Here is a 13,798-nt window from a genome sequence, read left to right as displayed (position 1 = left end):
GAGCCCTGACAGTGAACAGCAGCAGCACTCGGGGGCGGGCGGGAGGACTGACCGTACAGCAGTCCTTCCCCCGGCCCCGGCCCACCACCAACCCGTACCTCCGGCAGCTGGCCGACGCCATCGGCAGCCAGCCGGGGGTGCGGGTCCTCCCGTTCTCGTGGCGGTCCGCCCTGCTGGGGCGGTACGACGTGTTCCACGTGCACTGGCCCGAGATCCTCGTGACCGGCGCCAGCCCGACGAAGACGCTCGTGCGCCAGCTGCTCACGCTGCTCCTGGTGGCCCGGCTGGCGGTCCTCCGCCGGCCGATCGTGCGGACTCTGCACAATCTGACGCCGTGGGAGGGCCTCGACGGCCGGCGCGCAGCGCTGGTGCGGCTGATCGAGCGCCGCACGGCGCTCGTGGTGCTGCTGAACGACCTGACGCCCGTTCCTCGGCGCACCCTCTCGGCGCTCGTGCCGCACGGCCACTACCGCGACTGGTACGACACGTCGGCGGCGCCCGGCGAGGGAGAGCCCGGCCGCGCCGCGTTCGTCGGCCTGATCCGTCCGTACAAGGGCGTCGAGAGCCTCGTCGAGGTGTTCCGCTCGGTGCCCGGCGAGGTATCGCTCGCCGTGGCCGGGAAGCCGGCGAGCCCTGAGCTCGCTTCGAGACTGCAGGAACTCGCCTCCGGAGACCCGCGTGTCGAGCTCGACCTGCGCTACCTGGACGACGTCGATCTGGTGGCCGCGGTCCGTCGTGCCCGCCTGGTGGTGCTGCCGCACCGGGGGATGCACAACTCGGGCAGCGCCCTGGCCGCGCTGAGCCTCGATCGGCCGGTGCTCGTTCCGGCGAACGAGGTCAACGAGCGGCTCGCCCGTGAGGTGGGGGAGCAGTGGGTGCGGCAGTACGATGGCGATCTCGACGCGGCGGACATCGCCGCGGCGCTCTCGGCCGCCGAGGGCATCGCCGCCGGGGAGCGGCCCGACCTGTCGAACCGCGAGTGGCCGGCGGCGGGCCGGGCCCACGTCGAGGCCTACCGGACAGCGATCGCACGAGCGAGGGGGAGACGCCAATGAGTCAGGACGCACCCGCGCGCCCGTCGACGACGCCGGCGGCCCCGTCGAAGAAGGGCGGCGGCTCAGGCATGCGCCAGGTCGGGTCGACGGCCGCGATCAAGGTCGTCGTCATGGGCGTCTCGGGGATCCTCGGCATCATCACGAGCCACCTCATCATCGGCCACTTCGGCACCGCCGCCTACGCGCAGTACGGCCTCCTCACCTCCTTCCCGCAGCTGCTGCCGTTCGCCGACCTGGGCATCGCGGCCGTCGTCATCAACTCCGTCGCCGGGTCGGAGAAGCCGAGCACCGACGAGGCTGTGCGCCGGACGCTGATCACGGCGTTCCGCGTGCTGTTCACGGCGGGCGGCGTCATCCTGCTGGCGGCCACCGTGCTGACGGTCTTCGACCTGTGGCCGCGGCTGCTCGGCGACGGACTGCTGCCCGGCGGCGGGCTCACCGCAGGGCTCTGCCTGGCGGTCTTCAGCATCGTGATCCCCATGACCATCGGGCAGCGGATCCTGATCGGACTCCGCAAGACGACCACGCAGGTCGCGAGCCAGACGGTCGTCGCGCCGTTCATGATCCTGGTGATCGGCTCGTTCGTGCTGCTCGCCGTGCCCGCCGGCAACTTCCTCTCGATCGTCTCGTACGTCGCGAACGGCCTGGTCTCGGTCATCTGCCTGGTCATCGCCTGGCGCGTGCTGTCGCCTCAGGTCAAGGAGTCGCTCAAGAACGTCTTCCGCCCGCGCCGGTACCCGAGCGTCAAGATCATGAGCGTCGCGTGGCCGATGATGCTGCAGTCGCTGATCCTGCCGATCGCCATCCAGAGCGACCGGGTGCTGCTGTCGCACCATTCGGGCTCGGAGCAGCTGGCTCAGTACAACCTCGCGGCGCAGCTGTTCGGCATCGTCCTGCAGACGATCAACGCGGCAGGCGTCGCCCTCTGGCCGATCTACACGAGGGCGCGCGCCCAGGGCCGCGTCGAGTCGCCGTACAAGGCGGTCGTCTACTTCCTGATCGGCGGACTCGCCGTCGGCGGTGCGCTCGTCGCGGTGTCGCCGTGGCTGGTGCGCTTCGTCTCGGGTGGCAGGATCGTGCTGCCGACGGCGCTGCTGATCGGGTTCCTCGGCTACATCGCCATCCAGGCGGCGAAGTACCCGCTGACCATGTACATGACCGACAAGCGGGGGATGACCTTCCAGGTGGTGCCCATCCTGATCGGCGTGCCGCTCAACCTGGCGCTGTCGTGGTTCCTGATCACGCCCTTCGGCGCCGCCGGGCCGATCATCGGCTCGCTCATCATGGTGGCGCTGTGCCAGCTGCTGCCGAACCTCTGGTTCGTCGAGCGCGACCTCCGCAGGCGGCGCGCAGAGCTGGCCGCCGCAGCGGAGCAGGCCCCGGTCACGGAGGCGGAGGGGACTTCGCGGTGACGTGCCAGACGAAGAGCGTCCAGACCGACTGGACGACGATCAGCACCACGACGATCGCGACCCGGTAGACGCGCGAGCGCGGCAGTGCCAGTGCTCCGATCAGCGGGAAGACCGGCATCAGCAGGCGGATCGTCGACGACTGCGGGTAGAAGACCGCGAACAGGTACGCCAGGTAGGCGAACGTCCAGAGGCGGAGGTCGACGCCGAGGCGGCGGACGGCCGGGACGAACAGCGCGGCCACGCACGCGAGCATGAAGACGGCGACCGCTACCACGCCGACGACTCCCGCCCGGTGCTCGCCCGCCGCGAACCAGCCGGTGAACGGCAGGAACTCGGTGTGGCCGATCGCGGCGGCACGCCAGGCGAGCTCGGTGTCGGTGTAGGCGCTCGGCACCCCGGTGACCGCGCCCGCGATGACCGGCCAGGCCAGGCCCGCGACGAGGCCGGCCAGCGTGGCGATCGCGGCGGAGACGAACTCCCGGAGCGGGAACGGGTCGTCGCGGCGTCGGTACAGCCGGTAGAGGATGTGCAGGCCGAGGAAGAACGCGAAGGCGATCTCGCCGGGGCGCGTGAAGGCCATCACGACGGCGACCGGCAGCACCAGCCAGTACTGCCTCTTCAGCGCGAACAGCAGGCCCGCGGCGATCAGCAGGGCGCCCAGCGACTCGGCGTAGGCGACCTGGAAGAGCAGCGACACGGGATTGAGCGCGAGCAGCGTCGCCCCGAACAGGGCGGTGCCCGCCGATCCGGTGACGCGGAGCAGGATGCGGTGGAAGACCAGGAGTGTCCCCGCGCCCGCCAGGACGGAGACCGAGACCGCGACCACGTCGAACGGCAGGGTGGTGATGGTCATCAGCGCCTTGATGACGTACGGGTATCCGGGCAGGAACGCCCAGGCGTTGGTGACCGCGTGACCGGCGTCGTCGACCGGGAGCGTCGTCGGGTAGCCGCTCTCGACGATGCGGCGGTACCAGACGCCGTCCCAGATGACGGAGTACTCGAGCAGGCCCGGGCGCGCGCCGGTGAAGGGGTTCGCCCCCTGGCGCAGCGTGCCGACGAGGAGCACGGCCGTCGTCAGCACGCGCGAGAGCGCGTAGACGACGAGGACGCAGAGCCACCAGGGCAGGCGCTGCCAGAGCGGGATCGCGGTCGCGGCCCGCTCGGTCGTCATCGCGGTCGTGCTCATTCGTTCTCCTTCTCGACCCGGGCGCGGGATGCGCCATGATCGTCTGTATGACGAAACCCGCGGCGTCCCAGGACGCCGAGCGCCCCGAATCGCTCACCATCGCCGTTCTGACCTTCCGCCGGCCCGCCGACCTCGACGCCGTCCTGCCCCAGCTCGTCGAGCAGGCGCGCACCACCGCGCCGCTGGGCATCGCATCGCGCGTGCTGGTCGTCGACAACGACCCCGAGGGCTCTGCGCGCGACCAGGTGGCGCGGCTCGCCGCCGACGCGGGCGACGTGACCGTGGCCTACTCGCACGAGGCGGAGCCGGGCATCGCCGCGGCCCGGAACCGGGCGCTCGACGACAGCGGAGACTCCGACCTGCTCGTCTTCATCGACGACGACGAGCGGCCGAGCGCGAGCTGGCTGGTCGACCTCGTGCGACTCATGCTGGCGGAGGGCGTCGCCGCCACGGTCGGCCCCGTGATCTCGGAGTACTCGATCACGCCCGACCCGTGGATCGTCGCCGGCCGCTTCTTCGACCGCCGACGCCTGCCGACCGGCACGGAGGTCGACGTCGCGGCGACGAACAACCTGCTGCTCGACCTGCGCGCGATCCGCGCCCTGCGACTCGGCTTCGACCGCTCGCTCGGCACCATCGGCCGCTCGGACACCGTCTTCACGCGGACGATCGTGCAGAACGGCGGCCGCATGCTCTGGTGCGACGAGGCCGTGGTGACGGACGTGGTGCCGCCGCATCGGCTGACGCGGCAGTGGGTCGTGCAGCGGGCGTTCTCGAGCGGCAACGGCTGGAGCCTCACGTCGCTCCTGCTCACGCGCCACATCGGCTTCGGGGCGCGCCTCGCGCTGCGGGTCCGCCTGACGGCGAAGGGCGTCGTGCGCCTGGCCGGCGGGCTCGCCCGGGTCGCTCTCGGCACCGTCGCCAGGTCTCTCGGCCAGCGCGCGCGCGGCGTGCGCACCATGGCGCGCGGCGCGGGCATGGTCACTGGCGCGTGGGGCCACCGGTACCAGGAGTACCGCCGCAGCTGACCCCGGCGTCGCTGCCTCCGGCGCGGGAGCCACGGTCAGTCGTTCGTCGTGGGCTTCGGTTTCGCCGCAGTGCCCCGAGGGGTGCGGGCGGTCGAGGCCGTGGTCCGCGGGGCAGGCGTTTTCGTCGCGGGGGACTCGACGACCGGCGCCACCGGGGCCTCGGCGGGTGCCGGGGGCGCGGTGGGGGCGGAGGGGGTCTGCCGCGTCGGGGCGTCGACTGGAGCGCGCCCGCCGACCTCCGAGAGGACGACGCCGGTGACGTACGCGTCGACGGCCTCGAGCTGCTCGACGACCTCGGTGAGCTGCTGCCGCCTCGTGCTCCGGGCTGACGCGACCACGAGGGTCGAGTCGACGGCTCGCGAGAGGGTGAGCGCATCGGCGAACTCGAGCGCCGCGGGGGCGTCCACGACGATGAGGTCGTACGCGTCGGCGAGCGTCGCCAGGGTCTCGGCCAGGACCGGGCGGCCGAGGGCGAAGTGCGGGTTCGACTGGACGGCTCCGGCCGGGAGCACGTCGACTCCGTCGCGCCACTCGACGATCGCCTCGGCCGCGGGGACGGCACCCGAGAGGACGTCGGCGAGGCCGCGCGCGTCGGTCGTCGCGGTCAGCTCCGAGATGCGGCGCGTGCGGAGGTCGGCGTCGACGATCAGGACGCGGGCACCTCGCTCGGCCGACGCGAGGGCCACGTTCAGCCCGACCTCGGCGGCGGGGACGCCGGTCGTGACCGGCGCGACCAGGACCGACGTCGCGCCCTCGGGCCCGGCGAACGGGAGGGTGGCGCTGACGCGGCGGTAGTCCTCGGCCAGCGGCGACTGGGCGCCGTCCGCGACGACGATGCCGGGGACGTGGTCGGCCGAGCGGCGGACGGTGCCGATGACGGGCGCGGCCGAGGCGCGCTCGACGTCGACCGTGGTCCGGAGACGGGTGTCGACGACGGCGCGGACGACCGCGACGATGATGCCGAGCAGGAGGCCGATGACCAACCCGGACGCGATGATCAGAGGCCGGTTCGGGCCGCTGGGCGAGGTCGGGGTGTCGGCCGTCGCGATGACGGTCATCGACACCTGCGGGGCGCCCGTGGAGCTGACCGGAGAGAGCTCGATCGTCACGGTGCGCAGCGAGTCGGCGATCGCGTTGGCGATGGCCGCCGCGGAGGTGGCCGACGACTCGGTGACGACCACCTGGACGATGACGGTGTCGAGGGGGTTGGTCGCTGCGACGTGCGTGGCGAGCTTCTCGGCCGTGGTGCTCAGGCCGAGCTCGTCGATCACCGGGTCGAGCACCTTGGGCGACGCCGCCAGCTTGGTGTACGACGCGACGAGGTTCTGGGTGTACTGCGACCCCTGCGAGAGCTGGTCGGTCGTGGCGCCCTGCGGCGTCGACACGAACACCGAGGTCGTCGCCTCGTAGCTGTCGCCGCGGGCGAACGCATAGGCGGCGCCGGCGGCGCCGCCGACGATGACCAGTACGAGAATGAGAGCCCAGCTCTTGAGCAGGGCCTTCCAGTAGTCGTGGGCTTCCATTGCGGTCGCTCCCCCTTCGGTTCTACGGGGCCGGGGCTAGGCGCCGAGCCTTCGGGTGCTCGTGCCATCTCGCCCAGCGGTCTCCCGGAAGTGCAGACCTGCGAATCCGTCTCAGCTTACGGCACCCGAGCGACGCTCAGGAGGGTCGCTCGGGCGTCACGCGGCCCCCGAAGTGGGGTGACGCGAGCCGGTCGCGCACACGGCGTCGAGCTCGTCGTCGCGCACGATCCCGGCCGCGAACCCCGCCGTCGTCAGATGCCCGACGGTCGTCACGGCCTGCCGCTCGCTCGTCTCCACGACCAGCAGTCCGCCGGGTGCGAGCCACTCCGCTGCCTCGCCGGCGATCCGCGCCTGGATCGCGGTGCCGTCCGGCCCGCCGTCGAGCGCGGCGAGAGGCTCGAAGTCGCGCGCCTCGGGCGGCATGAAGGCGACCTCGCCCGACGGCACGTACGGGGCGTTGGCGATGACGACGTCGAAGCGGCCGCGAAGCGAGCCGGGCAGGGGCGCGAACAGGTCGCCGCAGAGCACCCGGTCGGCGGCGCGCAGGTTGGTGCGGGCGCAGTCCGCCGCTCGGGGGTCGACGTCGCTCGCCCACACCTCGGCGTCGGGTCGGGCGGCCTCGACGGCGGCTCCGGCGGCCCCGGTCCCGCAGCAGAGGTCGAGCACGCGCGGCGACGCGGTCGCTTCGACGCGGCGGAGCGCCACCGCGACGAGCAGCTCGGTGCGGCGGCGCGGCACGAAGACGCCGTCGGCCACCCTGATCTTCAGGCGCAGGAACTCGGCCCACCCCACGACCATCTCGAGCGGCCGCCCGCTCTCGCGCTGGGCGAGCATCCCCTCGAGCCGCCCGCCGTCTTCGCCCGCCTCGGCCACGAGCAGCGCCGCCTCCTCCTCCGCGAAGACGCAACCGGCCGCCCGCAGGCGCGCCGTCACCGCCGCGAGGCCCGGCGCGGTCAGGCGCCCACCGCGTCCATGGCGCTCTCGAAGTCGGCGATCACGAGCTTCTTCATGCCCATCATCGCCTGCATCGCGGCCTGGGCCCGCGCGGGGTCGGGGTCACCCAGGAAGCCCGGCATCTGCACCGGAACGATCTGCCACGCCATGCCGAAACGGTCGTGCAGCCACCCGCACTGCGACTCCTCGCCGTCCTTCGTCAGGGCGTCCCAGAAGTAGTCGACCTCGGCCTGGTCGGCGCACGAGACCTGGAACGACACCGAGTCCGTGAAGCCGGCGTCGTAGCCGTTGATGAGGGTGAAGGTCAGGCTCCCGATGCGGATCGTCGCCGCGAGCAGGGTGCCCTCGGGGGTGTCGAAGCCCGGTCCCCAGCGGTCGGCCGACAGCACCTCGCTGTCGTCGAAGATCGAGGAGTAGTAGTCGAGCGCCTCTTCGGCGTTGCCGCCGTACAGGAGCGCGGGATTGATCGTCGTCATGGCTGCCTCCCGGCGTCGCTGCGGATTCAGGCCGGCTGCACTGCCGCGCCTGCCGCCCAGGATGGCACGATCCGGGTGCGTCCGCTTCTCCTGATTCCGCACCGCGCGCCCCTAGACTCGGCGGCGTGGCGAACATCTTCGACGTGGCGTCCGAGGCGGGGGTCTCGCACCAGACCGTGTCGCGCGTCGTCAACGGCGACCCGAACGTCCGTCCCGCCACCCGCGCCCGCGTCGACGCCGCCATCCTCAAGCTGAACTACCGGCCGAGCGCCGCGGCCCGCGCCCTCGCGAGCCGCAAGACCCGCGCCCTCGGCCTCATCTCGGCCGGCGGCACCCTGTTCGGCCCCGCCAGCACGATGCAGGGGTTCGACGGCGCCGCTCGCCAGGCGGGCTACCAGGTGTCGATCGCCACGATCCCGCCCGATGACCAGGCCGAGGTCGGTGCGGGGATGCGCGCCGCGATCGATGCCCTGATCGGCCAGAACGTCGAGGCCATCGTGCTCATCGCTCCCGACACCGGCTCGATCGAGGCCATCCGCAAGATCGACCTCCGCGTGCCGCTGGTCACCGCCGATGCGAGCCCGGACGACGGCCTCGTCTCCGTGGCGCTCGACCAGTTCGGCGGGGCGGTCCTCGCCACCGAGCACCTCGCCTCCCTCGGCCACGAGCGCATCGTCCACGTCGGCGGCCCTGTCGCGTGGAACGACGCTCGCGAGCGGGAGCGCGGCTGGCGCGACGCCCTGGTGCGGCTCGGGCTGCCGCAGGCCGACGTCTACCGCGGCGACTGGACGGCCGCGAGCGGCTACGCCATCGGCCGCCGGCTGCCCGACGACGTGTCCGCCGTGTTCTGCGCCAACGACCCGACCGCGCTCGGCGTCCTGCATGCCCTCTCCGAGCGGGGCATGGACGTCCCCGGGAGGGTGAGCGTGGTGGGGTTCGACGACATCCCCGACGCGGCGCACTTCATCCCGCCGCTGACGACGGTCCGGCAGGACTTCACGGCGCTGGGCCGCCGCATCATGCTGACCGTCGAGGGGCTGCTGGCGCCGGGCGACGCCGAGCCGCTGCCGGCGCTCGAGCCGACGCTGGTCGTGCGCGAGTCGACGGGGCCGGCGGCGGGGTGAGCGGGCGGGGCGGGGCAGTTCCTGCGCCACGTGCCGGGGAGCTTCACAAAGTGAGCGCTCACATGGCAGACTGAGGACGCACGCCCACCGAAGACAAGGACGTCTCGACATGACGACACCCCGCGAACTGATCGCCGCCGGCGATGCCACTCTCGGCATCGAGTTCGGCTCCACCCGCATCAAGGCCTGCCTCGTCGGCTCCGACCTGGCCACCCTCGCCACCGGCAGCCACGAGTGGCAGAACGAGTACGTCGACGGCCGCTGGACCTACTCGGTCGACTCCGTCTGGTCGGGCCTCCAGGCCGCGTACGCCGACCTCGTCGCCTCCGTGCGCGAGCAGTACGGCGTCGACCCGCAGAGCTTCGCCGGCATCGGCATCTCGGCGATGATGCACGGCTACGTGGCGCTCGACGACAGGGCCGAGCTGCTCGTGCCGTTCCGCACCTGGCGCAACTCGTCGACCGGCGAGGCCGCGGGCGCCCTGACCGAGGCGCTGGGCTTCAACATCCCGCTCCGCTGGTCGGTCGCGCACCTCTACCAGGCCGTGCTCGACGGCGAGGAGCACGTCGACCGCCTCGCCTCGCTCACCACCCTCGGCGGGCTCGTGCACCGCGCGCTCACCGGCGAGAACGTGCTGGGCGTCGGCGACGCGTCGGGCATGTTCCCCATCGACCCGGCCACGCGCGACTACGACACGGCCCTCCTCGATCGGGCGCAGGAACTCCTCCGGCACCACGCCCCGTCGCTCCACCTCGCCGAGCTCCTCCCCGCCGTGCTCGTCGCCGGGGCCGACGCCGGCTCGCTGACGCCCGCCGGCGCCGCCCTCCTCGACCCGTCCGGCACCCTCCAGGCGGGGTCGCCGTTCTGCCCGCCCGAGGGCGACGCGGGCACCGGGATGGTCGCGACGAACTCCGTCGCGCCCCGCACCGGCAACGTCAGCGTCGGCACCAGCATCTTCGCCATGGTCGTGCTCGACTCGCAGCTGACGAGCGTGCACCCCGAGCTCGACGTCGTCACGACGCCCGCGGGCGACGCCGTCGCGATGGTGCACTGCAACAACGGGGCCAGCGAGATCGCCTCCTGGGCACGCGTGTTCGGCCGTTTCGGCGAGGTCGCGGGCACGACGCTCTCGGCCGACGACGTCTACGCCGCCCTGCTCGACGAGGCGCTGGCCGGCGACGCCGACGCGGGCGGCCTGCTGTCGTACAACTACCTGTCGGGCGAGCCCGTCACCGGCGTCGAGGACGGCCGGCCGCTGCTCGTCCGCACGCCCGAGAGCCGCTTCACCCTCGGCAACTTGATCCGCTCCGAGCTGTACGCGGCCTTCGCGACGCTGAGCATCGGCATGGAGGCGCTCGACGACGAAGACGTCCGCGTCGAGCGGCTGCTCGCCCACGGCGGCCTCTTCCGCACCGCCGGCGCCGCGCAGCAGCTGCTCGCCGCCGCGGTCGGCGTGCCCGTGGCCGTCGAGACCACCGCCAGCGAGGGCGGCGCCTGGGGGATCGCGGTGCTCGCGGCCTACCTGCGCCGCGCCGCCGACACGTCGCTCAGCGACTTCCTCGACGACGAGGTGTTCGCGTCGTCCGACGCCGTGACGGTCGACCCGCAACCGGCCGACGTCGCCGGCTTCGCCGCCTACCTCGACCGCTACCGCGCGGCTCTGCCGCTCCAGCGCGCGGCGGCCGCCGCCACCCCCATCACCTCGAAAGGCACCGCTTCATGACCGATCTCGACGCTGCGATCCAGCGCACCCGTGAGCAGGTCGCCGCCCTGCACTCCGAGCTCACCCGCTACGGCCTCGTCATCTGGACCGGCGGCAACATCTCGGGCCGCGTGCCCGGCGCCGACCTGTTCGTGATCAAGCCCTCGGGCGTCTCGTACGACGAGCTCACCCCCGAGAACCAGATCCTCTGCGACCTCGACGGCACCGTCGTTCCCGGCACCCCGGGCAGCGAGCGCTCGCCGTCGTCCGATACCGCCGCGCACGCCTACGTCTATCGCAACATGCCCGAAGTGGGCGGAGTCGTGCACACGCACTCGACCTACGCGACCGCCTGGGCCGCCCGCGGCGAGGAGATCCCCTGCGTCATCACGGCCATGGCCGACGAGTTCGGCGGGCCCATCCCGATCGGGCCGTTCGCGATCATTGGCGACGAGTCGATCGGCGAGGGCATCGTCGCCACGCTGACCGGTCACCGCTCGCGCGCCGTCCTGATGCAGAACCACGGCGTCTTCACGATCGGCAGAGACGCCAAGGACGCCGTGAAGGCCGCCGTCATGGCGGAGGACGTCGCGCGCACCGTGCACATCTCCCGCCAGCTCGGCGAGGCCATCCCCATCCCCCGGGAGAGCATCGACGCTCTCTTCGACCGCTACCAGAACGTGTACGGGCAGCAGCCCGCCGCGTCGGAAGGAACCACGAAATGACCAAGCTGACCACCTCCCTCGACTCCTACGAGGTCTGGTTCCTCACCGGGTCGCAGGGCCTGTACGGCGAGGAGACCCTCCGCCAGGTCGCCGAGCAGTCGCAGGCGATCGCCGCCGCGCTCGGAGACGCCGGCGTCCCCGTGAAGGTCGTCTGGAAGCCCGTGCTCACCGACTCCGACGCGATCCGGCGCCTCGTGCTCGAGGCGAACGCCCGCGACGAGGTCATCGGCCTCACCGCGTGGATGCACACGTTCAGCCCCGCCAAGATGTGGATCGCCGGCCTCGACGCCCTGCAGAAGCCCCTCCTGCACTTCCACACGCAGGCGAACGTCGAGCTGCCCTGGGGCGACATCGACTTCGACTTCATGAACCTGAACCAGGCCGCCCACGGCGACCGCGAGTTCGGCTACATCCAGACCCGCCTCGGCATCGCGCGCAAGACCGTCGTCGGCCACGTCTCCGACCCGCGCGTCGTCGGCCAGATCTCGACCTGGATGCGCGCCGCCGCCGGCTGGGCCGCGACCCGCTCGATGAAGCTCGCCCGCTTCGGCGACAACATGCGGAACGTCGCCGTCACCGAGGGCGACAAGACCGAGGCGGAGCACGTCTTCGGCGTCTCGGTCAACACGTGGGGCGTCAACGAGCTGGCCGAGCGCGTCGCCGCGGCCGGGTCGGGCGACATCGACTCGCTCGTTCAGGAGTACCTCGACTCGTACGCGGTAGTTCCTGAGCTGCTGCCCGGCGCGGAGCGCCACCAGTCGCTGCGCGACGGCGCCGCGATCGAGCTCGGACTCCGGTCGTTCCTCGAGGAGGGCGGCTTCTCGGCCTTCACCACCAACTTCGAAGACCTCGGCGCGCTCAAGCAGCTCCCCGGGCTCGGCGTGCAGCGCCTCATGGCCGAGGGCTACGGCTTCGGCGGCGAGGGCGACTGGAAGACGGCGGTCCTGATCCGCGCGGCCAACGTGATGGGCTCGGGCCTGCCCGGCGGCGCCTCGCTGATGGAGGACTACACCTACCACCTGGTGCCCGGCGCCGAGAAGATCCTGGGTGCGCACATGCTTGAGGTCGCCCCGTCGCTGACCTCGTCGAAGCCGTCGCTCGAGATCCACCCCCTCGGCATCGGCGACCGCGAAGACCCGGTGCGCCTCGTCTTCACGGCCGACCCCGGCCCGGCCATCGTCGTGGCCCTGTCGGACATGCGCGACCGCTTCCGCCTCGTGGCCAACGTCGTCGACGTCGTCGCTCCGGACGCCGACCTGCCGCACCTGCCCGTCGGCCGCGCCGTGTGGGAGCCCCGCCCGTCGTTCGCCGTGTCGGCCGAGGCCTGGCTCACCGCCGGAGCCGCGCACCACACCGTCATGTCGACCGCCGTCGGCCTCGAGGCGTTCGAGGACTTCGCCCGCATGGCCGGCACCGAGCTCCTGGTCATCGACGAGCACACGACGCTGCGCGACTTCCGTCAGGCGGCCAACTGGAACGCGGCCTACTACCGGCTGGCGCGGGGCCTCTAGCCCTCGCTGCTCGACCGACACGCGACCCTCGACTCCGGGGGTCGCGTGTCGTCAACCGGGTCGCGCCGTGTCTCCCCAGTCGTGCAGTTGTCCACAGACTGAACGGGCGCAGGATCTCCCCGCCGCCGCCGGGCCACCCTGGTCGAGTGCCTCCGCTCCCCGCCCTCCCGCACCTGCTCCGCTCCTCCACCTCCCTCCAGGCCCGACGCCTGGAGCGCGCGGCCGCCGAGGGCCGGCTGATCCGCGTGCATCCGGGCGTCTACGTGCGCGCCGCCGACTGGGCGGGTCTCCTTCCCGAGCAGAAGCACGTGCTGCAGGTGCAGGCCGCCTCGACCTCGCTGCTGTCGAGGCTCGTGTTCTCGCATGAGTCGGCCGCGGCCGTTCACGGTCTGCCCTTCCTCTCGGGCACGCCGAAGCCGGTGCACGTGACCGATCCGGAGCGCGAGCGGGGGCAGCGCTGGGCCGGCGTGGTCAAGCACGCGGGTCCGCTCTCAGACCTCGAGATCGAGGTGGTCGACGGGGTGCAGGTCACCACGCTGGCCCGCACCTGCGTCGACGTCGCGCTGACCTGCCTCTTCGCGGACGGTCTCGCGATGGTCGACGCGGCTCTCGCCGGCGGCATCGTGACCCACGACGACCTGGTGAGACTGCTCGCCGATCGTCCGACGGCCCGTCGCCGCGCCTCCGCCTGCCGCCTCATCGAGTTCGGCTCGCCCAAGGCGGGCTCGGCAGGAGAGTCCCTTGCGAGGCTCCGCCTGTTCGAGCTCGGCGCTCCGCAGCCCTCGTTGCAGGAGCCGTTCGACGACGCGGACGGCCTGATCGGCTTCGTCGACCTCTGGTGGGAGGAATTCGGGATAGCCCTCGAGTTCGACGGCGATCACAAGTACACGAACCCGCGGTACGCGAACGGACGGACACCGGCGCAGATCGCCCTCGACGAGCGAAAGCGGGAACGCCGCCTGCTCGCGCACCCTCGCGTGCACACGGTCGTCCGTTCGGAGTGGCGCGACCTCCTGCAGCCGATCCGGCTGAGGTCGGCCCTTGCAGCGGAGGGCCTCCCGTTCGGTCGGCCGAGGCCCACGATCGCGACATGACACCACCA

At 72.3% G+C, this 13,798-nt stretch carries 12 protein-coding genes; 8 read left to right on the top strand and 4 right to left on the bottom strand.

Features of this window, described 5'->3' with window-relative positions; all coding sequences use genetic code 11:
• The first annotated feature begins 11 nt into the window (after nucleotides 1–11).
• Both AC3CBB_RS10910 and AC3CBB_RS10905 read left to right on the top strand, forming a co-directional pair.
• Entirely contained in the window at nucleotides 12–1,055 is a 1,044-nt protein-coding gene (locus AC3CBB_RS10910; RefSeq protein WP_488624584.1) for a glycosyltransferase, read from the top strand.
• The gene (locus AC3CBB_RS10905; RefSeq protein ID WP_233579896.1) at nucleotides 1,052–2,467 is read left to right on the top strand and encodes a lipopolysaccharide biosynthesis protein; all 1,416 of its coding nucleotides are present in this window, start codon (nucleotides 1,052–1,054) and stop codon (nucleotides 2,465–2,467) included. The genes AC3CBB_RS10910 and AC3CBB_RS10905 overlap by 4 nt, the downstream gene beginning before the upstream one ends.
• Here AC3CBB_RS10905 and AC3CBB_RS10900 read toward each other — a convergent pair.
• A complete protein-coding gene (locus AC3CBB_RS10900) occupies nucleotides 2,439–3,653 on the bottom strand; it encodes a hypothetical protein (protein ID WP_488624583.1) in 1,215 nt (404 codons plus the stop codon). The genes AC3CBB_RS10905 and AC3CBB_RS10900 overlap by 29 nt on opposite strands.
• A gap of 47 nt (nucleotides 3,654–3,700) precedes the next feature.
• Between AC3CBB_RS10900 and AC3CBB_RS10895 the strand changes: the two genes are divergently transcribed.
• Nucleotides 3,701–4,681, top strand: coding sequence for a glycosyltransferase family 2 protein (locus AC3CBB_RS10895; protein WP_488624582.1), 981 nt, complete (start codon nucleotides 3,701–3,703; stop codon nucleotides 4,679–4,681).
• A gap of 35 nt (nucleotides 4,682–4,716) precedes the next feature.
• Here the strand turns inward: AC3CBB_RS10895 and AC3CBB_RS10890 are convergent, their stop codons facing one another.
• From AC3CBB_RS10890 to AC3CBB_RS10880, 3 genes are all read right to left on the bottom strand, one after another.
• Nucleotides 4,717–6,204 (bottom strand): tyrosine-protein kinase domain-containing protein, encoded by a 1,488-nt coding sequence (locus tag AC3CBB_RS10890; RefSeq protein WP_488624581.1) that lies wholly within the window; start codon nucleotides 6,202–6,204, stop codon nucleotides 4,717–4,719.
• A 156-nt stretch (nucleotides 6,205–6,360) separates the two neighbouring features.
• The gene (locus AC3CBB_RS10885) at nucleotides 6,361–7,137 is read right to left on the bottom strand and encodes a putative protein N(5)-glutamine methyltransferase (protein WP_488624580.1); all 777 of its coding nucleotides are present in this window, start codon (nucleotides 7,135–7,137) and stop codon (nucleotides 6,361–6,363) included.
• A 20-nt stretch (nucleotides 7,138–7,157) separates the two neighbouring features.
• Nucleotides 7,158–7,634, bottom strand: coding sequence for a VOC family protein (locus tag AC3CBB_RS10880; RefSeq protein ID WP_123505335.1), 477 nt, complete (start codon nucleotides 7,632–7,634; stop codon nucleotides 7,158–7,160).
• A 125-nt stretch (nucleotides 7,635–7,759) separates the two neighbouring features.
• Here AC3CBB_RS10880 and AC3CBB_RS10875 point away from each other — a divergent pair, with 125 nt between their 5' ends.
• The 5 genes from AC3CBB_RS10875 (at nucleotide 7,760) to AC3CBB_RS10855 (ending at nucleotide 13,790) form a co-directional block, all read left to right on the top strand.
• Nucleotides 7,760–8,758 (top strand): LacI family DNA-binding transcriptional regulator, encoded by a 999-nt coding sequence (locus tag AC3CBB_RS10875; RefSeq protein ID WP_488624579.1) that lies wholly within the window; start codon nucleotides 7,760–7,762, stop codon nucleotides 8,756–8,758.
• Nucleotides 8,759–8,867: 109 nt separating this feature from the next.
• Nucleotides 8,868–10,481, top strand: a complete 1,614-nt coding sequence (locus tag AC3CBB_RS10870) for a xylulokinase (RefSeq protein ID WP_488624578.1) — start codon at nucleotides 8,868–8,870, stop codon at nucleotides 10,479–10,481.
• Nucleotides 10,478–11,185, top strand: coding sequence for an L-ribulose-5-phosphate 4-epimerase (locus tag AC3CBB_RS10865; RefSeq protein ID WP_123505333.1), 708 nt, complete (start codon nucleotides 10,478–10,480; stop codon nucleotides 11,183–11,185). Before AC3CBB_RS10870 ends, AC3CBB_RS10865 begins: the two co-directional genes overlap by 4 nt.
• Nucleotides 11,182–12,696 (top strand): L-arabinose isomerase, encoded by a 1,515-nt coding sequence (gene araA / locus AC3CBB_RS10860; protein WP_488624577.1) that lies wholly within the window; start codon nucleotides 11,182–11,184, stop codon nucleotides 12,694–12,696. Before AC3CBB_RS10865 ends, araA begins: the two co-directional genes overlap by 4 nt.
• A 146-nt stretch (nucleotides 12,697–12,842) precedes the next feature.
• Nucleotides 12,843–13,790, top strand: a complete 948-nt coding sequence (locus AC3CBB_RS10855; RefSeq protein ID WP_488624576.1) for a type IV toxin-antitoxin system AbiEi family antitoxin — start codon at nucleotides 12,843–12,845, stop codon at nucleotides 13,788–13,790.
• The last annotated feature ends 8 nt before the right edge of the window (nucleotides 13,791–13,798 follow it).

This window comes from Frondihabitans sp. OV104, from assembly GCF_057787745.1.
The sequence above is the reverse complement of the archived record's forward strand: the minus strand, read 5'-3'. Positions and strand labels throughout refer to the sequence as shown.